The organism is Kribbella sp. CA-245084, assembly GCF_050942355.1.
Lineage (GTDB): Bacteria > Actinomycetota > Actinomycetes > Propionibacteriales > Kribbellaceae > Kribbella.
Map to the genome: position 1 here is coordinate 1,706,615 of NZ_CP192053.1, position 21,402 is coordinate 1,728,016.

General features: G+C 67.5%; 23 protein-coding genes and 1 pseudogene. 16 read left to right on the forward strand and 8 right to left on the reverse strand.

Annotated elements, in window-relative coordinates; genetic code table 11:
• Positions 1–3 precede the first annotated feature (3 nt).
• From ACQPYH_RS08390 to ACQPYH_RS08405, 4 genes are read left to right on the forward strand one after another with little or no spacing between them, the layout of a single operon-like run.
• Positions 4–645 (forward strand): TetR/AcrR family transcriptional regulator, encoded by a 642-nt coding sequence (locus tag ACQPYH_RS08390; RefSeq protein ID WP_432888729.1) that lies wholly within the window; start codon positions 4–6, stop codon positions 643–645.
• Positions 642–1,775: an NAD(P)/FAD-dependent oxidoreductase gene (locus tag ACQPYH_RS08395; protein WP_432888730.1), complete on the forward strand. Its 1,134-nt coding sequence runs from the start codon at positions 642–644 to the stop codon at positions 1,773–1,775. The genes ACQPYH_RS08390 and ACQPYH_RS08395 overlap by 4 nt, the downstream gene beginning before the upstream one ends.
• Positions 1,776–1,803: 28 nt before the next feature.
• Complete coding sequence (locus tag ACQPYH_RS08400; protein ID WP_432888732.1) at positions 1,804–3,003, forward strand: cytochrome P450; 1,200 nt, start codon at positions 1,804–1,806, stop codon at positions 3,001–3,003.
• Between the two features lie 11 nt (positions 3,004–3,014).
• A complete protein-coding gene (locus tag ACQPYH_RS08405) occupies positions 3,015–3,209 on the forward strand; it encodes a ferredoxin (RefSeq protein ID WP_432888734.1) in 195 nt (64 codons plus the stop codon).
• Here ACQPYH_RS08405 and ACQPYH_RS08410 read toward each other — a convergent pair whose 3' ends face one another.
• The gene (locus ACQPYH_RS08410) at positions 3,210–3,992 is read right to left on the reverse strand and encodes an NAD(P)H-binding protein (RefSeq protein WP_432888736.1); all 783 of its coding nucleotides are present in this window, start codon (positions 3,990–3,992) and stop codon (positions 3,210–3,212) included.
• Between the two features lie 53 nt (positions 3,993–4,045).
• On the opposite strand from ACQPYH_RS08410, the gene ACQPYH_RS08415 reads away from it, so the two are divergent.
• The gene (locus ACQPYH_RS08415) at positions 4,046–4,390 is read left to right on the forward strand and encodes a VOC family protein (protein ID WP_432888738.1); all 345 of its coding nucleotides are present in this window, start codon (positions 4,046–4,048) and stop codon (positions 4,388–4,390) included.
• Complete coding sequence (locus ACQPYH_RS08420) at positions 4,380–5,498, forward strand: epoxide hydrolase family protein (RefSeq protein WP_432888740.1); 1,119 nt, start codon at positions 4,380–4,382, stop codon at positions 5,496–5,498. Before ACQPYH_RS08415 ends, ACQPYH_RS08420 begins: the two co-directional genes overlap by 11 nt.
• 126 nt (positions 5,499–5,624) lie before the next feature.
• On the opposite strand, the pseudogene ACQPYH_RS08425 reads toward ACQPYH_RS08420, so the two are convergent.
• Positions 5,625–6,020, reverse strand: a pseudogene (locus ACQPYH_RS08425) (GNAT family N-acetyltransferase); the annotation flags it as partial.
• A 6-nt stretch (positions 6,021–6,026) separates the two neighbouring features.
• On the opposite strand from ACQPYH_RS08425, the gene ACQPYH_RS08430 reads away from it, so the two are divergent.
• Entirely contained in the window at positions 6,027–6,518 is a 492-nt protein-coding gene (locus ACQPYH_RS08430) for a winged helix-turn-helix transcriptional regulator (RefSeq protein WP_432888742.1), read from the forward strand.
• On the opposite strand, the gene ACQPYH_RS08435 is transcribed toward ACQPYH_RS08430, so the two are convergent.
• Positions 6,515–7,390 carry a helix-turn-helix domain-containing protein gene (locus tag ACQPYH_RS08435; protein ID WP_432888744.1) on the reverse strand — a complete coding sequence of 292 codons (876 nt, stop codon included), beginning with the start codon at positions 7,388–7,390 and terminating at the stop codon, positions 6,515–6,517. The genes ACQPYH_RS08430 and ACQPYH_RS08435 overlap by 4 nt on opposite strands.
• Positions 7,391–7,560: 170 nt before the next feature.
• On the opposite strand from ACQPYH_RS08435, the gene ACQPYH_RS08440 reads away from it, so the two are divergent.
• A complete protein-coding gene (locus ACQPYH_RS08440; RefSeq protein ID WP_432888746.1) occupies positions 7,561–8,391 on the forward strand; it encodes an SAM-dependent methyltransferase in 831 nt (276 codons plus the stop codon).
• 49 nt (positions 8,392–8,440) lie between these two features.
• On the opposite strand, the gene ACQPYH_RS08445 is transcribed toward ACQPYH_RS08440, so the two are convergent.
• Entirely contained in the window at positions 8,441–9,517 is a 1,077-nt protein-coding gene (locus ACQPYH_RS08445) for a ricin-type beta-trefoil lectin domain protein (protein WP_432888748.1), read from the reverse strand.
• 107 nt (positions 9,518–9,624) lie between these two features.
• The gene (locus ACQPYH_RS08450; protein ID WP_432888750.1) at positions 9,625–10,179 is read right to left on the reverse strand and encodes a helix-turn-helix domain-containing protein; all 555 of its coding nucleotides are present in this window, start codon (positions 10,177–10,179) and stop codon (positions 9,625–9,627) included.
• A gap of 70 nt (positions 10,180–10,249) precedes the next feature.
• Here ACQPYH_RS08450 and ACQPYH_RS08455 point away from each other — a divergent pair, with 70 nt between their 5' ends.
• Positions 10,250–10,936 (forward strand): AzlC family ABC transporter permease, encoded by a 687-nt coding sequence (locus ACQPYH_RS08455; protein WP_432888752.1) that lies wholly within the window; start codon positions 10,250–10,252, stop codon positions 10,934–10,936.
• A complete protein-coding gene (locus ACQPYH_RS08460) occupies positions 10,933–11,253 on the forward strand; it encodes an AzlD domain-containing protein (protein WP_130444399.1) in 321 nt (106 codons plus the stop codon). The genes ACQPYH_RS08455 and ACQPYH_RS08460 overlap by 4 nt, the downstream gene beginning before the upstream one ends.
• A gap of 58 nt (positions 11,254–11,311) precedes the next feature.
• Here ACQPYH_RS08460 and ACQPYH_RS08465 read toward each other — a convergent pair whose 3' ends face one another.
• Positions 11,312–12,406, reverse strand: a complete 1,095-nt coding sequence (locus ACQPYH_RS08465) for a substrate-binding domain-containing protein (protein ID WP_432888754.1) — start codon at positions 12,404–12,406, stop codon at positions 11,312–11,314.
• An 82-nt stretch (positions 12,407–12,488) separates the two neighbouring features.
• On the opposite strand from ACQPYH_RS08465, the gene ACQPYH_RS08470 reads away from it, so the two are divergent.
• The 6 genes from ACQPYH_RS08470 to ACQPYH_RS08495 all read left to right on the forward strand — a co-directional run bounded on the left by ACQPYH_RS08470 (position 12,489) and on the right by ACQPYH_RS08495 (position 18,581).
• The gene (locus tag ACQPYH_RS08470; protein ID WP_432888756.1) at positions 12,489–14,420 is read left to right on the forward strand and encodes a carbohydrate binding domain-containing protein; all 1,932 of its coding nucleotides are present in this window, start codon (positions 12,489–12,491) and stop codon (positions 14,418–14,420) included.
• Positions 14,421–14,436: 16 nt separating this feature from the next.
• Positions 14,437–15,102, forward strand: a complete 666-nt coding sequence (locus tag ACQPYH_RS08475) for a hypothetical protein (RefSeq protein ID WP_432888758.1) — start codon at positions 14,437–14,439, stop codon at positions 15,100–15,102.
• Positions 15,103–15,107: 5 nt separating this feature from the next.
• On the forward strand, positions 15,108–15,809 hold the full coding sequence (locus ACQPYH_RS08480) for a tyrosine-protein phosphatase (protein ID WP_432888760.1): 702 nt from the start codon (positions 15,108–15,110) through the stop codon (positions 15,807–15,809).
• A gap of 42 nt (positions 15,810–15,851) precedes the next feature.
• Complete coding sequence (locus tag ACQPYH_RS08485) at positions 15,852–16,742, forward strand: ABC transporter permease (protein WP_432888762.1); 891 nt, start codon at positions 15,852–15,854, stop codon at positions 16,740–16,742.
• Positions 16,729–17,487 carry an ABC transporter ATP-binding protein gene (locus tag ACQPYH_RS08490; protein WP_432888764.1) on the forward strand — a complete coding sequence of 253 codons (759 nt, stop codon included), beginning with the start codon at positions 16,729–16,731 and terminating at the stop codon, positions 17,485–17,487. The genes ACQPYH_RS08485 and ACQPYH_RS08490 overlap by 14 nt, the downstream gene beginning before the upstream one ends.
• 146 nt (positions 17,488–17,633) lie before the next feature.
• Entirely contained in the window at positions 17,634–18,581 is a 948-nt protein-coding gene (locus ACQPYH_RS08495) for a type IV toxin-antitoxin system AbiEi family antitoxin domain-containing protein (protein ID WP_432888766.1), read from the forward strand.
• 94 nt (positions 18,582–18,675) lie between these two features.
• On the opposite strand, the gene ACQPYH_RS08500 is transcribed toward ACQPYH_RS08495, so the two are convergent.
• Positions 18,676–19,680 carry a glycosyltransferase family 2 protein gene (locus ACQPYH_RS08500; protein WP_432888768.1) on the reverse strand — a complete coding sequence of 335 codons (1,005 nt, stop codon included), beginning with the start codon at positions 19,678–19,680 and terminating at the stop codon, positions 18,676–18,678.
• Between the two features lie 6 nt (positions 19,681–19,686).
• On the reverse strand, positions 19,687–21,162 hold the full coding sequence (locus ACQPYH_RS08505) for an LCP family protein (RefSeq protein WP_432888770.1): 1,476 nt from the start codon (positions 21,160–21,162) through the stop codon (positions 19,687–19,689).
• Positions 21,163–21,402: the final 240 nt, after the last annotated feature.

The window sequence follows — 21,402 nt, forward strand, 5'->3', positions numbered from 1 at the left end:
ATGATGTCGAAGACGGATCGGTCCGCGAGGGTGAATGCGACTCGGGACCTGATCCTCGCGACGGCCGAGCGGATGTTCGCTGAGCGCGGCGTCCACGAGGTGTCGAACCGGCAGATCAGCGAGGCGGCCGGCCAGGGCAACAACACCGCGGTCGGGTACCACTTCGGGACCAAGACCGACCTGGTCCGGGAGATCGTGCGCAAGCATGCGCTCCCGGTCGAGGAGCGGCGCCGCGAGCTGATCGCGGAGCTCGGCGCGGATCCCGATGTCAGGGACTGGGTGACGGTGCTGGTCCGGTCGGCGACCGACCACATGAGCAGCTTGGGTCCGCCCAGCTGGCTCGCGCGGTTCAGCGCCCAGCTGATGTACGACCCGTCGCTGCGGGAGATCCAGCTCCAGGAGTCGCTCAACTCACCGACCCTGCAACGTGTCATCGAAGGGCTCGCCGAACACCTCGCGGAGCTTCCGCCGGCGGTTCGGATGGAGCGCGGTGACATGGCCCGGCATCTGATCATCCAGATGACCGCGGAGTTCGAGCGGGCGCAGGCCGAGGGTACGCCGACGGCGCGGGCGAGCTGGCAGGAGATGGCCGACGGTCTGATCGACGGCATCGTCGGTCTGCTGACCGCACCGGTGACTTCGTGAGCGTGCTCGTGGTGGGTGCTTCCGCGGCCGGCCTCACGACCGTAGAAGCCCTGCGACGCAAGGGATATCGGGAACCGATCACGGTCCTCGGCGCCGAGTGGCACCCGCCGTACGACCGTCCGCCGCTGTCCAAACAGTTCCTCTGCGGCGACTGGGACGAGGCCCGCACCCGCCTGCGCCCCGACACGATGCTGTCGGCCCTGGACGCCGAGTTCGTCCTGGGCGACTCTGCCGTCTCGCTGGACGCCGACCGCAAACTGGTCCGAACCGCCGCCGGCCGCTCGCTGACGGCTGATGCGGTCGTCATCGCAACCGGCCTGACGCCACGCCACCTGCCCGGCGCCGGCCTCGCGGGGGTGCATGTGCTGCGGACGCTCGATGATGCGGCCGCATTGCGTAAGGATCTGGTGGAGAGCGATCGGCTGGTCGTCGTGGGGGATGGTGTGCTCGGGGCCGAGGTCGCCGCGACCGCACGGAAGCTCGGCCTCGCCGTTACGCTCGCGGGCCCCCAGGCCACGCCCCTGGAGGCTCAGCTTGGCCCGACAGTCGGAGGATTGCTGGGTGAGCTGCACCGGTCTCAAGGTGTCGACCTTCGTCTCGGTGCAGCGGTGACTGGGCTGACGGCGGTTGATGGCCGGGTGAGCGGCGTACAGCTGGCTGATGGCGACGTACTGCCTGCGGATGTGGTGGTCGTGGCGTTGGGCGCCGCGCCGGCGACCCAGTGGCTGGAGGGGAGTGGGCTCCGGCTCGACAACGGGGTCGTGTGTGACGCGTACTGCCGGGCCGCTGACGGGATCTACGCCGCCGGTGATGTGGCCCGGTGGCAGCACGACGATTCCCTTGTGCGGTTGGAGAATCGCACCAACGCGACCGAACAGGCCATGTGCGTCGCGGCCAACATCCTCGGCGACGAGCAGCCCTATCGACCGATTCCGTACTTCTGGACCGACCAGTTCGCCGTGAAGATCCAGGTCCACGGCCGTCCGTCCGCCGACGCCGAGGTGACCGTTGCTGAGGGCAACATCGGCGAGCGGTTCGTCGCGCATTACCGCCGCGGCGGCCGCGTTACCGCAGTACTCGGCTGGAACATGCCGAAACAGACCCGCCTGCACCGGGAGCACCTGGTGTAACTCGAAACCTCTCTGGGGAAGGATTCGTATGACCACTCCTGTCTACCCGATGACCCGGGCAGAAGGTTGTCCGTTCGACCCGCCGCCGCAACTGCGCGAACTGCAGGAAGAAGCGCCGCTGGTCAAGGTACAGATCTTCGGCACGACCGCCTGGCTGGTCACGCGGTACGACGACCAGCGTGCGCTGCTCGCCGATCCGCGACTGAGCTCCGACGTGAACAAGCCGGGCTACCCGAACACCGTTGCCCGGGCGCTACCGACCGGCGAGGACTCCGGGATCGGGTTCATCCTGATGGACGACCCGGAGCATGCGCGGCTGCGGCGGATGGTCACCGCGCCGTTCATGATCAAGCGGATCGAGGCGATGCGGCCGCAGGTGCAGGCGATCGTCGACGGGCTGATCGACGACCTGCTCGCAGGCCCGAAGCCGGTCGACCTCGTGGAGGCGTTCGCGCTCCCGGTGCCGTCCCTGGTGATCTGCCGGCTGCTCGGGGTCCCGTACGACGACCACGAGTTCTTCCAGCAGAACAGCCGCATCCTGATCCGCACGACCGCGTCGGTCGAGGCGCGGACAGAGGCCCGGAACAACATCGGGCGTTACCTGAACGAGCTGATGGGCGACAAGCTCGCGAACCCGCAGGACGATCTGCTGTCCGGCCTCGCCGAGCGGGTCAAGGCCGGTGAGCTGACCCGGCAGGAGGCGGCCGGGATCGGGGTGCTGCTGTTGATCGCGGGGCACGAGACCACCGCGAACATGATTGCCCTCGGCACCCTTGCGCTGCTGGAGCACCCGGAGCAACTCGCCGTACTGCGGCAGACCGACGACCCGAAGCTGGTTGCGGGCGCGGTCGAGGAGCTGTTGCGGTACCTGAACATCACGCACAACGGCCGGCGCCGGGCGGTGCTCGAGGACATCGAGCTGCACGGCCAGGTGATCAAGGCCGGCGAGGGCGTGATCCTTCCGAACGACATCGCCAACCGGGATCCGTCGATGTTCTCCGACCCGGACATCCTCGACGTGCACCGGGACGCGCGGCGGCATGTCGCGTTCGGGTTCGGCGTACATCAGTGCCTCGGGCAACCGTTGGCGCGGATGGAGCTGCAGGTCGTCTACAGCACGCTCTACCGCCGGATCCCGACGCTGCGCCGGGCCGTCGAGCTGGACGAGATCCCGTTCAAGCACGACGGCGCCGTGTACGGCGTCTACTCGCTCCCCGTGACGTGGTGAAAGGACAACCTATGAAGATCATCGTCGACCAGGACAAGTGCGTCGCCTCCGGCCAATGCGTCACCGCGGCCGCCGACGTGTTCGACCAGCGTGACGAGGACGGCATCGTCGTACTCCTCACCGACAACCCGTCGGACGACTTAGCCGCCGACGTACACCAGGCCGCTGCCGTGTGCCCGGCGCTGGCCATCGTCGTCGAGGACTGATCAGCTGAATGCAGCTGCATTCCGGTCGGCCCACACGCGGAAAGTGCGCGCGGGCCGACCGGTCAGCTCCTGCACCGTGGTGGTGACAAGGTCGGATCGGGGGCGTCGCTCGGCGCTCCCGATCAGCGCCTCCACCAGCGCGGGCGGTCTGCCGTCAGCGGTCAACTGTGCACGAGCTTCGGCGAACGGCGTCGGCTCGAAGGTCAGGTGCCGCCCGAGCGCCGTACCGAGAATCGCGACCTGATCAGCACGACTCAGCACCTCCGGCCCGGTCACGGTGTGCGTGGTCCCGGGCTGCGGATCGGTCAGGAGACGTACTGCGACTGCCGCGATGTCAGCCGGATCGATCACTGCGGTCGCGGCGCTGTCGGGTCCCCGAACGATGTCGCCGGCTCGCAACTGTCCCGCCCAGCCGAGCGCGTTGGAGGCGAACGTGTCGGCTCGCAGGATCGTCCACTCGAGCCCGGACGCATGTACGGCGGCTTCGAGGTCAGAGTGCAGCCTGGTGATCGGATCAGTGTCCGGTCCGAAGCGCACTGCGGACGACGACAGGTAGACGACGCGTCGGGCGTGCTGCGCGATCTTGCCGAGGGTCGCCTCGGCGCCGTCGGCGGTCAGGAACGGCCAGATCAGGAAGACCGTGTCGACGGTTTGCAATGCGGGGGTGAGGGTCTCCGGTTCGGCGAGGTCGGCGCCGGATCCGCGGGTGAGGGTTCGTGCCTCCGGGAGGAGGGCGGTCAGTTCACGGCCGACGTTTCCGGTGGCGCCCGTCACGAGGATCATGCTTGCGGCAACTCGGCCGAGCGGTGTCCGTATTCCCGAGTATCGTGTCGGAGATGATCAACGGAGCGCATGTGATCATCTACAGCACGGACGCCGAGGCGGATCGGGCGTTCTTCTCCGACGTGCTGGAGTACCCGTCGGTGGACGCCGGGCACGGGTGGCTGATCTTCAAGTTGCCGCCCGCCGAGGTGGCGGTGCATCCGGCCGAGGTCGCGTCCCACGAGCTGCTGCTGATGTGCGACGACCTCGAGCAGACAATGGCCGAGCTGAGCGGCCGCGGGGTGGAGTTCGAGGCGGTCGAGCGGATGCGGTGGGGTGTGCTGACGTCGTTCCGGCTGCCTGGTGGCGGCCGGGTCGGTTTGTACGAGCCGCTGCATCCGCGGGCGAATGATCTCTGAGTTCCGGATCGCGGTACCGGATGCGGAGGTTGTCGCGCTGCGGGAGCGGCTCCGGCAAACTCGTTGGCCTCGGCAACTACCTGGGGACGGGTGGGAGCGCGGCGTCCCGGTCGATTACCTGCAGCGGGTCGCGGAGCGGTGGGCGGCGTACGACTGGCGCGTCTGGGAAGCGCGACTCAACGAGTATCCGCAGTACACGACCGAGATCGACGGGCAGACGATTCACTTCCTGCAGGTGCGATCGCCGGAGCCGGATGCGTTGCCGTTGGTGCTGACGCACGGCTGGCCGGGGTCGGTGGCAGAGTTCCTCGAAGTGCTCGGGCCGCTGACCGACCCCGCGGCGTACGGCGGGAATCCGCGCGACGCCTTTCACATCGTCGCGCCGTCCGTGCCGGGGCATGGGTTCTCGCTGCCGTTGCAAGACGGCTGGAACCATGGGCGAATCGCGCGTGCCTGGGCGGAGTTGATGAGTCGGCTCGGATACGAGCGCTATGGCGCGCAAGGTGGCGACACGGGATCGGTCGTCTCACCGCTGCTCGGACAGCTCGATCCGGAACATGTGGTCGGCGTACATATCAACGGCGGGCTGGCGTTTCCGGAGGTCGAGCCAGGTGATGTCCGGACCGACGTCGAGCGAGAGCGGTTGGCGGCGGCTGAGCGGTTGCGTGCAGTCGGGACCGGGTACGCCGACCTGCAGGGGACCCGGCCTCAGACGGTCTCGTACGGGTTGAGCGATTCGCCGGTCGGGCAGTTGGCGTGGATTCTGGAGAAGTTCTGGGAGTGGACCGATCCGGAGCACGCGCTGCCGGAGAACGCGGTCGACCTGGACCACCTGCTCACGGACGTGTCGATCTACTGGTTCACCAACAGCAGCGCGACGTCCGCCAACCTGTACTACGAGAATCGCCGCGCCGCCGACGAGATCCGGCCGAGTGTGCCGACGGGCGTCGCGGTCTTCCCGACGGATCCGGCCATCCGCCGGGTGCTAGACCGCCGGCACCACATCGTCCATTGGTCGGAGTTCAGCCGTGGCGGGCACTTCGCGGCCCTCGAGGCTCCCGACCTGCTCGTCGACGACATCCGGGCGTTCTTCCGGCTGGTCCGGTAGGCGGGCCGGCGCGACGAACGTCAGCAGCGTGCCGTCGCGCTCCACGGTCGCATCCGGCCAACGACGGCGGACCATCCGGATCGAACGTTCGTTGGCCGCACCTATGACGAAGAGAAAATGCTTCGCGCCGGAGGCGATCGCGTCCGCGGCGGCGATCGCGAGCATCCGGATCCCGAGCCCGCGGCGCTGATCGTCCTCTGCGATGACGGCTGCGAGCTCGGCCGTCGACTCACCGGGCGCCCACGCCCACATCGCGTGGCCGACGATTGTGTCCTCGCGCGTTGCCACGAAGGCCGCGCCGGTGGGGCACAGCAGGCGTAGCAGTAGCGCCGCGCGCGGCGGAGAGCCGATCGCGGTCTGGAAGCGGAAGTAGCGGCTGAGATCGGTCAGCCCCGACAGCATCCTGGCCAGCTCGTCCGCGTCGGGTTCGCCGGCGCGACGGACGAGTGGCGGCCTCGCCTGAGTCTGGTTCACGGATTCAGCGTTACCTGCTTGGCTGAGTCTGTCAAGTGGACTTATCATGAACCCATGAGTACGGCAGTCAGTGAGCAGATGCCCGAGGCGATGAACTGGTCGACGGAGAATTGCACGATCTCCCGGGTGATGGAGATCCTCGGCGACAAGTGGACTTTTCACGTCCTCCGCGAGGTCTTCGTCGGTGTCCGACGGTTCGAGGACATCCGCGCCCGGGCGGGCATCCCGCGCCAGGTCCTCACCGAGCGCCTCGCCGCGCTGATCGAGCGCGGCCTGATCCGCCGCCATCCGTACCGGCTGCCCGGCCAGCGGGAGCGCTCGGAGTACCGGCTGACCGAGGCCGGGCTGGACCTCTACCCGGTGCTGGTGGCAATGATCCAGTGGGGCGATCAGTACCTGCCGCTCGCCGCCGGCGCGCCGCTCGAGCCGCGCCATCGCGGCGACTGCGGCGAACGCGTCACCGTGACCATGCACTGCGAGGCCGGCCATCAGCCAGGCCCCAGGGAAGTTGCCTTCCGCCCCGGCCCGGGCGCCCAGCGTCGCTAGGGCAAACGCTCGATCGCCTGACGGATCAGGTTTTCGGTCTCGCGGGGCTGGGCGGCGGTGATCGAGACGGCGTCCATCGTGACGACGTACGTGTCGAGTTCGTCGCGCTTGTCGAGGTAGACCGCGCTGGTCAGATGCTCGATGTAGACGATGTCCGGGAGGTCGGCGTCGTTGAAGCGGAGCAGGGTGAACGCGCCGCCGGTCGCGGTGTATCCGCCCTGGGAGAACGGGATGATCTGCAACGTGACGTTGTGCCGTCGCGACGCCTCGATCAGGTGCTTCAGCTGGGCTCTGAGGATCGCCGGGCTGCCGATCGGACGTCGCAGTACGGCTTCGTCGATGACCGCCCAGAGTCGCGCGGGTCGTTGCCGCGTCAGCACGTCCTGGCGGCTCATTCGCAAGGAAACAAGGCGATCCTGCTCGGCTCGCGACAACGGAGCGTCCTGCCGGCCGAGCTGCATGACGGCCCGCGCGTACTCCGGTGTCTGCAGCAGACCCGGGACGAACTGCAACTCGAACGTACGAATGAGATCCGCTGCCATCTCGAGCCCGAGATAGGAGTGGAACCACTGCGGCGTGAGGTCGTCGAACCGTTGCCACCAGCCCGGGCTGTTGGCCTCGCGGGCCAAGGTCAGCAGACGATCGCGCTCCACGTCGTCCTCGACCTTGTAGAGCGTCAGCAGGTCGTCGACGTCGCGCACCTTGAAGCCGACCCGGCCGAGCTCGAGCCGGCTGATCTTGGACTCCGAGCCGCGGATCGCCCAGCCCGCGTCGGTGCGGCTGATCTGGGCTTCTTCGCGAAGACGACGCAGGTGCACGCCAAGCATGATGCGCAGGGCGGTCGGACCGCCGTACGCGCCCGGCTCGGTCACCTCATGCCTCCCAGCGCTGTCCCCGTGGTGTCCCGATGCAACAGCTGATCATTTCACAACAGATAGTGACCTCGTCCACCCCGACGCGCAGATACGGTGTGTCCAACGGGCCCTACGGTCAGTAGAGTCGGGCTCACAGATTTCCGACCACTCTCTGCGAGGTCCACCCGATGCCCGATGCCAAACAGGCACCCAGTTCGATCCCGGTCGGCGTCGACACCAGCCGGGCCAGCATCGCCCGGGTGTACGACGCCTTCTTGGGCGGCAAGGACAACTTCGAGGTCGACCGCGAGGTACTGCGTCGGGTCGCCGCCGTGGCGCCGGAGGCCAAGGACCTGGCCTGGTCGAACCGGAACTTCCTGATCCGCGCCTGCCGGTTCCTGGCCGGCCAGGCGGGTATCACGCAGTACCTCGACTGCGGGTCCGGTCTGCCGACCGCCGAGAACACCCACCAGGTCGTGCAGCGGATCCAGCCCGAGGCCAAGGTGCTCTACATCGACAACGACCCGGTGGTGCTCGCGCACGGCCGCGCGCTGCTCGAGGAGAACGAGAACACGCTGTTCGTCAGCGCCGACATCTTCGATCCGGACGAGGTGCTGAGCAAGCCCGAGGTGCGTGACTTCCTCGACTTCAGCGAGCCGATCGCCGTGATGCAGGCCGGCACGCTGCACCACTACATCGGCACCGAGGGCGCGCAGATCATGCAGAAGTACGTCGACGCGGTGGTGCCCGGGTCGTACACGGTGATCTCGCACTTCTACGACCCGGAGACTCCGGAGCACTCCGCGGTCGCCGTGAAGATGGAGGAGACGTTCATCCACAGCCCGATGGGCAGCGGCCGGTTCCGGACCCGCAAGGAGCTGATGGAGTTCTTCCCCGATCAGGAGCTCGTCGCCCCGGGCCTGGTGCTCTGCGACGACTGGTGGCCGGACGGCCCGCGGCTCAAGCCGCTGAACCAGGTCGAGGAGTGCATCGTCGGCGCGGTCGGCCGCAAGAGCTAGTACGCCGTGACGCCCGGGACCGCTCGCCGGTCCCGGGCGTCGTGCTGTTTCAGAACGTCCAGTGCTGCGCCGCCGAGTTGTTGCAGGAGGCAACGGTTACTGGATTGCCGAGGGCAACTGGTGCGGTCAGGCAGAGGCTATTGGCGCGGATGGTGCCGTCGCCGGGCTGGGTCCACTGCTGGTTGGCGCCGCCGTGGCAGCTGTAGAGGATCACCGCGCCGGCTTGGGTCGCGCTCGAGTCGAGGCAGCTGAACTGGGCGTGGAACGTCTTGTTCTCCGCATGCACCCAGTTCTGGTTGTCGCCGCCGGTGCAGGTGTACAGCAAGATCGTCGTGCCGTCGGAGCCGGAGACGTCCAGGCAGCCGCCGCTGCCGCGGATGTCGCCCGAGGCCGAGTTGCCGATGCCGTTCTCCTGGACGGCGGTCGATCCGTTGAGTGTGACCTGGCTGTCCGCTGCGCAGCCGGTGCTCTCCGAGCTGCCGGTGAAGTGTGCGGTGAGACTGCCGCTGGTCGGCAGGTTCATCGTCAGCTTCGAGTACGGCTCGTCGTCGCAGGTGGCCTTGTCGTTGTTCCAGTCGAAGTACTCGGTCCAGCTCACCATTCCCGACGTACTGATCGTGTTGCCGGAACCGGTTTGCAGGCTGCCGAGTTTGAACGACGTACCGGCGGTGAGGTCGCGGACGGTCACGCCGTACCAGCCGCTGCCCTCGCTGGCGACGGCGAACGCGTAGGTGTGGCCGGGGGTCGGGGCTCGGTCAAGGCGGCAACTACCGCCGGTGCCGTCCTCCTGGAACTTGATGCAGTAGGTGCCGGCGTCGCCGACGCGCATGTCGGTGGAGTTCCAGAGCGAGTAGAGGAACATGCCGCCGCCGTCGCGGTGGGTCTGCATGCCCGTGTATCCGCCGACGTCACCGCCGGTGAAGTCGAACTGGTTGGACCAGTAGACGTTCGCGCGTCCGGGCGAGTTGTTGATCGTCATCCGGAACTCGGCCTGCGTGAGCGACGCGGTGTCGAACGTGTAGTTGACGTAGGTGCCGGGTGTGACACCGATCGCCGACGCACTACCGGGAACGAGAGCGGCGGCGAGGCCGAGAAGGGCGCAGAGCAGTAAGGACTTGAGTCTCATCGGGGGTCTTACCTCCAAGCGAAGTGGGGCGGACTTCGACCAGAGAGCTCTCTCGACTTGATGATGCGCAGACGTGCGCGGAGATGTCCAGAGGTGAGCGGTTAACGTTACATATGCTCGGAAACGAGCGTTGCTGCTGTTCCTTCTTCGAGGGCTTGGAAGATGTGCGGGAGGTCGCCCGGGTAGGCGATGTAGTCGCCGGGGAAGAGCTCGATCGGGTCGTCGGTGGGGCCGATGAGGGCTCGGCCGGAGCCCAGGACGACGTGTTCGACGACGCCGGGCATGTGCGGCTCGGACTTCCGGCCGGGGCCGGGGGAGGCGACGATGCGATAGATGTCGCGGCGGGCGTTCGGCGGGCTGGAGGCGACGAGGGTGGCGCTGTAGTCGGCCTGGTCGGAATAGATCGCAGGGCCTTCACCGGCGCGGATGATCTGGACCTTCGGGCGCGGTGGATCGAGCAGCGCCGCGAATGGGGTGTCGAGCGCAACGGCCAACGCCCACAGGGTTTCCACGCTGGGGTTGCCGGTGCCGGACTCCAGTTGCGACAGCGTGGACTTCGCGACGCCGGCGCGTTTCGCCACCTCGGTCAGGGAGAGCCCGGTGCGGGCCCGGTGCCGGCGCAGGGACGCGGCGATCACGTCCAGTGGTGCCCTGTTGTCCATCGCGTGTTCGCTCCATCGGTCTACTTGTTCGGCTTGACGAACGTGCGGATCGTTGTTCATCATAATGCCCATGCGTTCGATCTGGCGAACACTCGACCGGGGACTAGCCCGTGACATCGCCCTGGTCTGCCTGGCCGACGGTGTCGTGGGCCTTTCGTACGGCGCGATCAGCGTCGGCGGCGGGCTGCCGTTGTGGGTGCCGATCCTGCTCTCGATCGTGGTCTTCGCCGGCGCGTCGCAGTTCCTGTTCGTCGGGATCGTCGCGGCCGGCGGGAGCCCGATCGCCGCGATGATCGCGGGGCTGCTGGTGAACACGCGGCACATCCCGTTCGGCCTCGCGGTCAGTGACGTGATCGGCGGCGGCTGGCGGCGGTTCGCGGGCAGTCACGTGATGACCGATGAGAACGTCGCGTTCGCGATGGGGCAGGACGAGCTGGAGCAGAAGCGGGCGGCGTACTGGGCCGGCGGCATCGGCATCTTCATTTGCTGGAACATCGGCGTGGTGGTCGGTGGGTTGGCTGGGTCGGTGATCACTGACACCGATGCGTTCGGGCTCGATGCAGCGTTCCCGGCGGTGCTGCTTGCGTTGGTGTTGCCATCGTTGCGGGATCGGTCGACGCGTACGGCGGCTCTCGTGGGTGTGCTGGTTGCGTTGGCGACGACGCCGTTCTTGCCGGCTGGGCTTCCTGTGCTGTGTGCGCTGGTGGGGTTGCTGTTCTATCGGGCGCCGAAGCCTGCGTTGGAGGTGAGTCGATGAATACCCCGGTGCTGTTGGTGGGGATCCTGGTGCTTGCTGTGGGCACCTTTTCGCTGCGGTTCGCCGGACCTGCGTTGCGGAGCCGGTTCGAAGTACCGGAACGGGCGCAGCAGTTGCTGGCGGTGGCGGCGATTGTGTTGCTGACGGCGTTGGTTGCCACGTCGGCGTTGATGGACGGGCACGGGCCGGCGGGAGTCGCGCGACCGGCGGGCGTGCTGGTCGGAGGCGTGCTCGCTTGGCGGAAGGCGCCGTTCGTGCTGGTCGTGGTGGCTGCTGCGGCAACCGCAGCCGGCCTGCGCCTTCTCGGCGTACCGTGACTTCGTTGCTGAGGGCATGGATAGCGGCTTGTTCGCCCCGCTGACGGGTTGTAACACGTCAGCCGGCGAATAACCCGCCAGGCGGACTCGTGGTCGCTCGCTGGTGGAGCCGGGGGACGATGGCGAGTTTGGTGGGTGGGTGGACTTCGTGGGTGTGGCGGCCTCGGCTGCAGAGGCGGTCGGTGATCATCTCGACGGCTCGTCTGCCGAGTGCGCCCCGATCCGGTGCGATCGCGCTCAGGCCGCTGGCGGGGTTGCTGGGTAGCCCGTCGTCGTACGACAAGATCGACACGTCCTGGGCGTGCAGGTACTCCTGCGCGGCGACCGCATCCTCGTCGGTGTGTACGAAGAGCGCGGTCGGCTTCTGATCCGTGAAGACGTGTTCCAGCGCCTTGCTCAGCACGCGCCTCTGGTCGGAGGATCGTCGCAACCGGGTGATCCCGAGAGCGACATTGCGCGCCGGCGCGATGGTCTCGGCGTACGCCGATGCCGTTCGGAGCAGGGCGGGGGCGGTAGGGGTGTCGCGGATCAGGCAGTGGATCTTCGTGTGCCCGAGGGCGGCGAGGTGATCGAGGCCCAGGACCGTTCCGGCCTCATGGTCAGTGAAGACGTGGTCCACAGGAGAGCGGGCGGCGGCAACGGACGTCGCCGCGTCAAGGTCCCGGACCCAGTCAAGCTCCCACGGCCGCTCGATCAGCACGACCGGTACGTCGGTGTGGCACAGCTGACCCCACATGGCCGCCGGTAGATGCGGGGTGACGAGTAGTCCGTCGAGCTTGAGGCTGGTGATCCGCGCGTACCGCGCTGCCGCTAGCGCGTCGGTGTAGTCGTAGTCCGCCTCTACCAAAGTGCTGCCACTCGCGGCCGCTGCCTGTTCCGCGCCGGCGAGTACGGCGTCGAAGCAGTAGCCCCGCGTCGGGACCAAGATCCCCAGCCGCAGTTGCGCTCGTACGGGATCGCGTCGGCCAGCCCCGACGGCGCCGCCGTGGACGCGGGTCAGCCGTCCTGTCGTGGACAGCTCGTGGATGTCCCGCTGGATTGTCCGGACGCTCGCGCCCAGCGCGGTTGCGGCCTCGAGGGCGGAGACCGAGCCGGTCCGCTCGATCCACTTGACCAGAAGCTCTCTGCGCTGTGACCCGAGAAGCTGCCTCATGCTCCCAGGACGATACGGGAGGACGTGTCGTCTTTTGTCCGAATCGGCGCGCCGTCGTCGGCCGCCGTGGTGACCTTTCAGGATGAGACTGAAGCTCGCGCTGGCCTTCGTGGTGCTGTTCGTCGCCTCGGCGCTCACCTGCGCCAGTGCGTCGGCGGCAGGATCCTCGTACTACGTCGACTGTTCGGCTGCGACAGCCGGCAGCGGCAGTCAGTCCTCGCCATGGAACTCGCTCTCAGCCGTCAACGCGCATGCCTTCGCGGCCGGCGACAGGCTGCTCTTCGCCCGAGGGGTCTCCTGCGCGGGTCAGCTGAAACCGTCCGGATCGGGTACTGCCGCGTCGCCGATCACAGTCGACGCTTACGGCGCCGGCAGCGCCCGCCCGATCATCGCGGGCGGCGGCACCGTCTATGCGGCCGTCCACCTCTACAACGTCCAGTACTGGGAGATCCGCAGTCTCGAGGTGACCAACCAGGGCGCTGCCGCGGCCGAACGGAACGGGATCCTGGTCGAGCTCGCCGACTTCGGCACCGGCTCGCACTATGTGGTCGACAACGTCTACGTGCACGACGTGAACGGCGGCGACACGAAGAACAGCAACGGCATCCAGTTCCGCGTGAGCGGTACGACGACGCCGACGCACTTCAATGGGGTCACCGTCGAGAACTCGGAGATCTACCACGTCGATCGAGAGGGCCTCACGACCTCGTCGAGCTGGGGATGCCGTGCGATCTACGCCTGTACGTCCGGTCCGGCGTGGACCGCGAACACCGGCGTCGTCTTCCGGAACAATCTCATCCACGACATCGGGGGAGATGGGATCGTTATGCGGATCGGGGCCGATGCGGTCGTCGAGCACAACACGGCGTACGACATCTGGATGCGTTCGGCCGGCAACAATGCGGGCATCTGGACCATCAACAGCGACCGGACCGTTGTCCAGTACAACGAGGTGTATCGGGTCCGGCGGCCGTGCTGCAACGACGGGATGGCGTTCGACTCCGACGGCGGGAACCGCGGAGTGATCTTCCAGTACAACTTCAGCCACGACAATGAGGGCGGATTCGTCTTGTTCTGCGGGTGTTCCAGCGGCTGGAGCACGTCCGGGACGATCGTGCGCTACAACCTCTCGATCAACGACAAGTCCCGGATCCTGTACGCCGCGGGCGAGAGCGCGGCGCAGATCTACGGGAACACGTTCTACATCCCGAGCGGATCGTCGACGAAGATCATCGAGGACAACGGGTCGAGCTCCACCAAGGCGACGTGGACGAACAACCTCATCTACAACCTCGGCAGCGGCGGATACGACCAGGCCGCGAACTACGTGTTCCGCGGGAACCTGTACTACGGCAGCCATCCTGCGTCCGAGCCGGCCGACCCGTACAAGTCGACCGCGAACCCGTTGCTTGTTGCGCCCGGTAGCTCGGCGCCGTCCGGATACCAACTGGGGTCAGGCTCGCCGGCCTTGCGGACCGGGCTGAACCTGGTCGGCTCGAGTCCCAAGGACTACTTCGGCAATCCGGTCCCGGTGAACTGCAGGCCGGATGTCGGCTTCCATCAGCGCTCGACGTTCGACGACGCGGCCTGCGCCGGGACGAACCTGGTCCAGAACGGCGGCTTCGAGTCCGGCACGACGTCGAGTTGGAGCGTGACGTCCGGGCGCGGATTCATCGCGACGGACACGGTGCACAGCGGGGCCGACAGCCTCAAGCTCGGTCCGTCCCAGGCGAGCGCCGAGCAGGTCGTGCCGGTGCAGCCCAACACGACGTACGTGCTCTCCGGCTGGGGGCGGGTCTCGGCGTACGACACGGAGCTGGTGATCGGCGCGAAGGCGTTCGGCGGTACGTCGGAGGTGCGGGCGCCGGCCTTCGTGAACACCACGTGGCGCGGTGGGAGCGTCACGTTCACCACCGGCCCGAGTACGACGACGGCGACGGTCTACTGCTTCGCTCGGGCGGGTGCGGGGTTCGGCTTCTGTGACGATCTGACGGTCACGCGGCAGTCCCCGTAGCAGGTACCGTGCGGGCATGACCATGCAGCCCGGCCTGCCGATGCCAGCGCCGAAGAAGTCGGTTCTTCCGATGATCGCCATCGCCTGTTTCGTCATCGGTGCGGTGCTGGTCGGGTTCTTCATCTGGCGGATCGTGGTGACCGCGCCGCATACGCCGCAGCCGATCGAGTCCGGGCAGGTTGAGCTGAAGGAGGAGGGGCTGACGATCTACTCGTCCGTCCCGGTGCTGACCCCGCCGTGCAAGGCGCAGGACGCCGACGGCAACGACGTACCGCTCGAGCGGGAGACGGGCTCGGAGACGATCACGATCAACGGCAACAGCTGGTACGTCGTCGCACGGTCGGCCGAGCCTGTGCCGGCCGGGGTCTACAGCATCTCGTGCACCGACGACGAGACCAGCGCGACGTACGCCGCCGGCCCGAAGTCGTCGATCGTCGCGTTCGTGCTGTCGATCCTCGGCACGATCTTCTCGTTCCTGATCTTCGTCGGCCTCGGCATCGTCTTCCTCATCATCTGGGCCGTCCGCAAGTCCCGCCGCAACAAGCCGCCGACTTTCCCCGGCCAACCAGGTGCCCCAGGCAACTACCCGCAGGCCGGCTACCCCCAGCAGCCGAACTACAACTTCCCCCCACCCCCGCCCTACAACCCAGGCCCGAACCCCGACCACCCCCAGGACCGGTGACCGCGATGGATCTCAACTGGGCAGGCTGCCCGAACGCTCGCGATGTGGGTGGGTTGCCCACGCGTGACGGACGCGTGGTGCGGGCAGGCGTGCTGATTCGGTCGGAGAGTTTGCAGTATCTGACCGATGACGGCGTTGACGCGGTACGGCGGGCCGGGGTGGGGCGGATTCTTGATCTGCGGGGGGACGGCGAGGTTGCGGCGTACCCGACGCCGTTCACCGGTACGCCGTTGGCCGTGCGGCAGGCGTTGCAGGATCCGGCGGATCCGGATCACGGGCAGCCGACCATCGTCGAGGCGTGTACGTGGATGCTCGATCGGCGGCCCGAGCTGTTCGCGGCCGCGGTGAAGGCGATCGCGGACGAGCAGGACGGCGCGGTCGTCGTGCACTGTCACGGCGGCAAGGACCGGACCGGGATGGTCGTCGCGCTGGCGCTCAGCGTGGCCGGCGTACCGGAGGACGAGATCGTTGCCGACTACTTCCTGACCCAGGAGCGGCTCGCGCCGTGGCTGGAGGAGCAGCTGGCCGCGGAGCCGGATCCGTCCAAGCATCCGGAGATGATCGAGTTCCGCGACACCCGGGCCGAGTCCATCGTCGCGATCCTGCGCCACCTCGACACGGAGTACGGCGGACCGGAGGCATACCTGCGGCACGGTGGTCTTACAGATAAGGACCTCGCGAAACTGAGAGCCCGCTTAGTCGACTGACCTGCGTCACTATCAGATCACGCAGCGCAGTACATTAACGCAATGCCGACCGCCGCAGAGCCGACCGGGGCCATTGACCCCGCGGCCTTGGCCGAACGCTACGGACTCTCCAAGAGCTCGATCCGCCCCCCGCTCAGCTCGTATCTCCGTGAGCTGTGGAGCCGTCGCCAGTTCGTCCTCAGTTACGCCACCGCACGCACCTACGCCATGTACGCCGGAGCGCGCCTCGGCTCGCTCTGGCAGGTGCTGACGCCGCTGCTCAACGCCGGGGTGTACTACCTCGCCTTCGGTGTCCTGCTCGGCACCAAGAACGGGATCGACAACTACGTCGCGTTCCTGCTCAGCGGGATCTTCGTCTTCACGTTCACGCAGCGCTGCATGACCGAGGGCTCGCGCTCACTCGCGCTGAACCTGTCGCTGATCCGCACGCTGCACTTCCCGCGCGCGACCCTGCCGCTGGCCTACGTGCTGAACGAGCTGAACCAGATGCTGGTCTCGCTCGCGATCCTGTTCGTGGTGGTCGGGTTCACCGACGGCCCGGCGTGGCGCTGGTTCCTGATCGCGCCGGCGATGGTGCTGCAGATGATGTTCAACATCGGCATCACGCTGGTCTTCGCCCGGATCGGGACGTTCGTCTCCGACGTCACCCAGCTGCTGCCGTTCGTCACCCGCACCTGGCTGTACGCGTCCGGCATCTTCTTCTCGCTGCCGGCCAAGCTGGAGGAGCTCAACGCTCCCGGCTGGGTGGTCCAGGTGCTCGCGTTCAACCCGATCTCGGCGTACATCGACATCGTCCGGCGATCGCTGCTCCAGGAGCACAAGCAGAACGAGCTGCCGCACGCCTGGTCGATCGCGATCGTCTGGTCGTTCGTGATGCTGGCGGCCGGGTTCTGGTACTTCTGGCGGGCGGAGGACCGTTATGGCCGAGGCTGAACCGACGGTCATCGCCGACAGGCTGGACATCATCTACAAGGTGATCGCCGGCCAGGGCGGCAAGGGTACGGCGGCCACCGCGTTCCGGCGGATCCTGAAACGACAGGACCGGCCGACGATCCGCGAAGTCCACGCGGTCAAGAGCGTCAGCTTCACCGCGAACAAGGGCGACGCGATCGGCGTGGTCGGCCGCAACGGCTCCGGCAAGTCGACGTTGCTGCGCGCGATCGCCGGCCTGCTGCCGCCCGCGTCCGGCGCCGTCTACACCAGCGGGCAGCCGTCGCTGCTGGGCGTGAACGCGGCGATGATGAACGACCTCACCGGCGACCGCAACGTGGTCCTCGGCTGCCTCGCGATGGGCATGTCCCCGGCCGAGGTCCAGCGCCGCTACGACGAGATCGTCGAGTTCTCCGGGATCGGCGATTTCATCGACCTGCCGATGTCGACGTACTCCTCGGGGATGGCGGCGCGGCTGAAGTTCGCGATCGCGTCCGCGAAGACCCACGACATCCTGCTCGTCGACGAGGCGCTGGCCACCGGCGACGCCGAGTTCCGGGTGCGGTCCGAGCGCAGGATCAAGGAGCTCCGCGACCAGGCCGGCACGGTCTTCCTCGTCAGCCACAGCCTCGACGTGGTCCAGGAGACGTGCAACCGCGCGATCTGGCTGGACGCGGGCGTACTCCGCCTCGACGGCCCGGTCAAAGAGGTCGTCGACGCCTACATCCGCTCCACCCGCGCGGGCTAAGTCGTGAGCACCAGTGGATATCCACTGGTGATGAGCGTCCTCCACTGGTACTCGGGTGAAGGACCCCCAACACGAGTGGATATCCCCTTATCCACAGATGTGCGGCAGCGGGCCCGGGCGCTGCCGCGTCGTTGGATGCTTGGCAGGTGAACCAACGGCTCAGACTGATCGCTCAGCGACAAGGTGGCGTCTTCAGCCGGCGCCAGGCCCTCGCGAGTGGATGCACCCACGACCAGATCGTCCGCTGCCTGAGGGACGGTAGCTGGGAACAGATCCGACGCGGTCAGTACGCCGAGATGCTCGACCTGACTGTTCTACCCCCTTGGGAACGCGCCCGGATGCTGCACCGCCGGCAGGTGCACGCCGCGGTGAACGGTATGCGCCCGGGCTCCGTCGCTGTCAGTCATCAGTCGGCGCTGGTCCTGCACGGTCTGCCGATCTGGGGCCTCGACCTCAGTCGCGTGCACGTCACCCGGGTCGACGGGCGATCCGGTGGTGTCGTCGCCGGCGTACAGCACCACCTCGGAGTGCTGACCGACGCCGATCTCAGCTTCGCCGACGGCCTGCTCGCGACCAGCGTCGCGCGCGCGACCCTCGAATCCGCGTGTCTGGCGTCGTTCGAGGTGGGGGTGGTCGGTGTTGACGCCGCGCTGCGCGCTGGTCACCTCGAAGAGGACGAGGTACGGCGCCTGCGGTCCGTGATGGCGTTCTGGCCCGGATCCGTCGCCGCCCGCGAAGCGTTGCGGTTCGGAACCGGATTGTCCGAGTCGGTCGGTGAGTCGCGACTTCGGGTTCTGATGTACGAGCACGGGCTGCCGCGACCCCGGTTGCAGACCGAGTTCCGCGATCGTCTCGGACTCATCGGCCGGGTCGACTTCGACTTCGACGGGGACTGGACGGTGGTCGAGTTCGACGGCGCGTTGAAGTACGGCGGCGGATCACCCGAGGTTCTGATCCGGGAGAAGCGGCGCGAGGACCGGCTCCGCGCTCTCGGCCTCACCGTCGTCCGTACCGACTGGTCCGACTTCGACCGGCCCGCCGATCTCGCAGCCGGCCTACTCCGTGTTCTGAGACGCCACCGCCGGCCGGCATGACGGGATATCCATCCGTCTTGTGGGTTCTTCGCCCGTATGCCAGCAGAGAACCCCCAAGACGAAGGGATCTCCCCTCGCGTTGGCGAACGGCCGGTCAGACGGCTTTCGGGTTTTCGCGGAGGCCGATCAGGAAGCCGAGGCCCCACGAGACGTGCATGGTCGCGCAGACCAGCGGCATCCAGAAGAGGGCCTTCCAGGGCAGGTAGCGGCCTTCCATCGCGGAGCCGAAGATCAGCAGCAGCGCGTAGCCCAGCGGCGCGATGAAGCCGAGGTCGAGCCAGCTGACGCCGGTCGCCAGGCCGACGATGCCGAGGATCGTGCCGACGGCCAGCAGGATCACGGCGACCGGCGGCGCGAGGTACCGCTTGTTGGCGGTCTCCGGGTGCCGGCGGATGACCTCGCGGCGCCACTGGCCGGTGTGGAAGAACTGCTTGGCCACCGCGGACAGCGACGAGCGCGGCCGGTAGGTGACCGAGAGATCCGGGGTGAACCAGATCAGCCCGCCGGTCTTGCGGATCCGGTAGTTGAGCTCCCAGTCCTGGGCCCGGTGCATGGTCTCGTCGAAGCCGCCGACCCGCTCGAGAGCGGCCCGCCGGAACACGCCGAGGTACACGGTGTCGGCCGGCCCGGCCTTGCCGCCCTGGTGGAACGTGGACGCGCCCAGACCCAAGCGGGAGCGGTACGCGCAGGCGACCGCCATCTCCGTCGGGGTCCGGCCCTCGGCCGCCATCACGCCGCCGACGTTGTCTGCGCCGCTCTCCTCCAGCACCTCGACCGCGCGGGTGATGTACCCGTCGGTGAGCGCGCCGTGCCCGTCGACCCGGACCAGGATGTCGTGCTTGGCGTGCGCGATGCCGACATTCAGTGCGGCCGGGGTCTTGCCGGTCGGGTTCGGCACGATGCTGATCCGGTGATCCTTCTCGGCCAGCTTGTCCGCGATCTCCTGCGTCCGGTCCTTGCTCGGGCCGATCGCGAGGACGACCTCCAGCTCACCGGGATAGTCCTGCTCGAGGACGCGGCCGACCGCCTCCTCGAGATGGCGTTCCTCGTTCAGCACGGGCATCACGACGGATACGGGTGGCCAGTGGGACAGCGGCATATCAGGTCAGGCCTTACAGATCGATGCGACGTCGTCGACGCCGGTGGCGGGTGTGGTCGGTGAAGCGGTGGGCTTCTTGGTGGAGCCGGTGCTCGGTTTCTTCGTCGTGCCGGTGGTACTACGCGGAGTGGTCGAGGTCTTACCGTCTCCTCCTGAGCCGCCCTTGTCCAGCGATTCGGACTTGGCGATCGCCTCGGCGACCTTCGTCCGGATCAGCGCGAAGTCCGGGTCGCCGGTGTGGATCAACGGCGGGACCGCGGAGAAGCTTGACACCGGGAGCTTCTTCGCGTCCAGCGCGAGATCGGTGAAGGTGCCCAGCTCACCGGCCGGAATGTCGGTCTTGACCACCTGTTTACTGGCCGACGCGATGCCCTGGAACTTGGTCAGCACGGTCGACGGCGAGAGCTGGTTCAGCATCGCCGACATCACGCACTTCTGCCGGGTCATCCGGTCGTAGTCCGACGACTCGGCCCGGGACCGGGCGAACCACAACGCGTGGTACCCGTCCAGGTGCACGTTCTTGCCGGGCTCGATGTAGCCCTTGATCGGGGAGCTGCCGCCGCCGATCGGGACCCGCTTGCCGATGTCCAGCGTGATCCCGCCGACCGCGTTGAGCAGGTCGCGGAACCCGGCCAGGTCGATCAGCACGAAGTAGTTGACCTTGAGCCCGGTGACAGCCTCGATCGCCTGTGTGGTGGCGGTTTCGCCCGGGTTCGGGTCGCCGGGGAACAGCGCCTTGTGGTTGGCGGCGTACGTATAGACGGCGTTGAGCAGGCACTCGGCAGCGCACTTGTTCCACATGAAGCCCTCGGGGAACTGCTTGGCCATCGCCGTACCGGCCGGGAACGGGACCTTGGCCAGGTTCCGCGGGAGGCCGATCAGGACGGTCCGGCCGGTGTCCGCGTCGATGCTGGCCACGGTCATGCTGTCCGGCCGGGTGCCGATCCGGTCCGCGCCGGAGTCGCCGCCCATCATCAGGACGTTGTAGCGGCCCTTCTCGGCCTTCGAGGACTTCCCGCTGCCGAACACGCTGGCGACGAAGTCGCGCTGGGTGTTCACGATCACACTCGCGTAGACCAGTGCGCTGACGACGACAAAGATCAGTACGCCGTCGAGGATGCTCGTGATGAGGCGGTGATTGCGCTCCAGCGTCAGCGGCTGCGAGATCCGGTACGCGTCGATGAACAGCGCCGCCCAGCCGATCGCGAGCACGATCAGGATGATCTGCACCAGCCGCAGGGTCCCCGGCCGGGCCAGGAAGTTGATCGTCCCCGAGCGCCAGATCAGGCCCAGGACGATCAGGAACACGATGATCGCGATCAGGCCGAAGACCACCCGCCAGACCCAGCGGCCGGCGCGGCGGCTGCCCGCGACGATCTGCGCCGACCCGGGCAGGATCAGCGTCATCAGCAACAGCGTCAGCGCCCGCTTGAACCGGACCGGCTCGCGGAGGTTGCGCAGGTCTGGCTTCTCCTGCGGCATGACGTCCTTCCGTTCTCCAACCGGGCGGTCTCAACCGACCGTACCTTGTCCTCACTTGTCGCTAGGTACGACGTGCCGCGCGACAAACTGGTTCGGGCGGAGGCGGATCCGGAGACGAAGAGTAGCAGTCTCTTCACTCAGCGCAGGAAAACCCGTGCACTGACCCTGCTTCACACAGTTGTGATGGTCGGCGGCGGATCGATGCGTTACGAAGTCTTCTAAGTACAACCAGTGAGGAAA

Excerpts from the sequence above, each read along its gene's own strand:
- ACQPYH_RS08390 (WP_432888729.1), top strand. The coding sequence starts at position 4 with ATGTCGAAGACGGATCGGTCCGCGAGGGTGAATGCGACTCGGGACCTG.
- ACQPYH_RS08400 (WP_432888732.1), top strand. The coding sequence starts at position 1,804 with ATGACCACTCCTGTCTACCCGATGACCCGGGCAGAAGGTTGTCCGTTC.
- ACQPYH_RS08405 (WP_432888734.1), top strand. The coding sequence starts at position 3,015 with ATGAAGATCATCGTCGACCAGGACAAGTGCGTCGCCTCCGGCCAATGC.
- ACQPYH_RS08410 (WP_432888736.1), bottom strand. The coding sequence starts at position 3,992 with ATGATCCTCGTGACGGGCGCCACCGGAAACGTCGGCCGTGAACTGACC.
- ACQPYH_RS08415 (WP_432888738.1), top strand. The coding sequence starts at position 4,046 with ATGATCAACGGAGCGCATGTGATCATCTACAGCACGGACGCCGAGGCG.
- ACQPYH_RS08420 (WP_432888740.1), top strand. The coding sequence starts at position 4,380 with ATGATCTCTGAGTTCCGGATCGCGGTACCGGATGCGGAGGTTGTCGCG.
- ACQPYH_RS08430 (WP_432888742.1), top strand. The coding sequence starts at position 6,027 with ATGAGTACGGCAGTCAGTGAGCAGATGCCCGAGGCGATGAACTGGTCG.
- ACQPYH_RS08440 (WP_432888746.1), top strand. The coding sequence starts at position 7,561 with ATGCCCGATGCCAAACAGGCACCCAGTTCGATCCCGGTCGGCGTCGAC.
- ACQPYH_RS08445 (WP_432888748.1), bottom strand. The coding sequence starts at position 9,517 with ATGAGACTCAAGTCCTTACTGCTCTGCGCCCTTCTCGGCCTCGCCGCC.
- ACQPYH_RS08450 (WP_432888750.1), bottom strand. The coding sequence starts at position 10,179 with ATGGACAACAGGGCACCACTGGACGTGATCGCCGCGTCCCTGCGCCGG.
- ACQPYH_RS08455 (WP_432888752.1), top strand. The coding sequence starts at position 10,250 with ATGCGTTCGATCTGGCGAACACTCGACCGGGGACTAGCCCGTGACATC.
- ACQPYH_RS08460 (WP_130444399.1), top strand. The coding sequence starts at position 10,933 with ATGAATACCCCGGTGCTGTTGGTGGGGATCCTGGTGCTTGCTGTGGGC.
- ACQPYH_RS08465 (WP_432888754.1), bottom strand. The coding sequence starts at position 12,406 with ATGAGGCAGCTTCTCGGGTCACAGCGCAGAGAGCTTCTGGTCAAGTGG.
- ACQPYH_RS08470 (WP_432888756.1), top strand. The coding sequence starts at position 12,489 with ATGAGACTGAAGCTCGCGCTGGCCTTCGTGGTGCTGTTCGTCGCCTCG.
- ACQPYH_RS08475 (WP_432888758.1), top strand. The coding sequence starts at position 14,437 with ATGACCATGCAGCCCGGCCTGCCGATGCCAGCGCCGAAGAAGTCGGTT.
- ACQPYH_RS08480 (WP_432888760.1), top strand. The coding sequence starts at position 15,108 with ATGGATCTCAACTGGGCAGGCTGCCCGAACGCTCGCGATGTGGGTGGG.
- ACQPYH_RS08485 (WP_432888762.1), top strand. The coding sequence starts at position 15,852 with ATGCCGACCGCCGCAGAGCCGACCGGGGCCATTGACCCCGCGGCCTTG.
- ACQPYH_RS08490 (WP_432888764.1), top strand. The coding sequence starts at position 16,729 with ATGGCCGAGGCTGAACCGACGGTCATCGCCGACAGGCTGGACATCATC.
- ACQPYH_RS08500 (WP_432888768.1), bottom strand. The coding sequence starts at position 19,680 with ATGCCGCTGTCCCACTGGCCACCCGTATCCGTCGTGATGCCCGTGCTG.
- ACQPYH_RS08505 (WP_432888770.1), bottom strand. The coding sequence starts at position 21,162 with ATGCCGCAGGAGAAGCCAGACCTGCGCAACCTCCGCGAGCCGGTCCGG.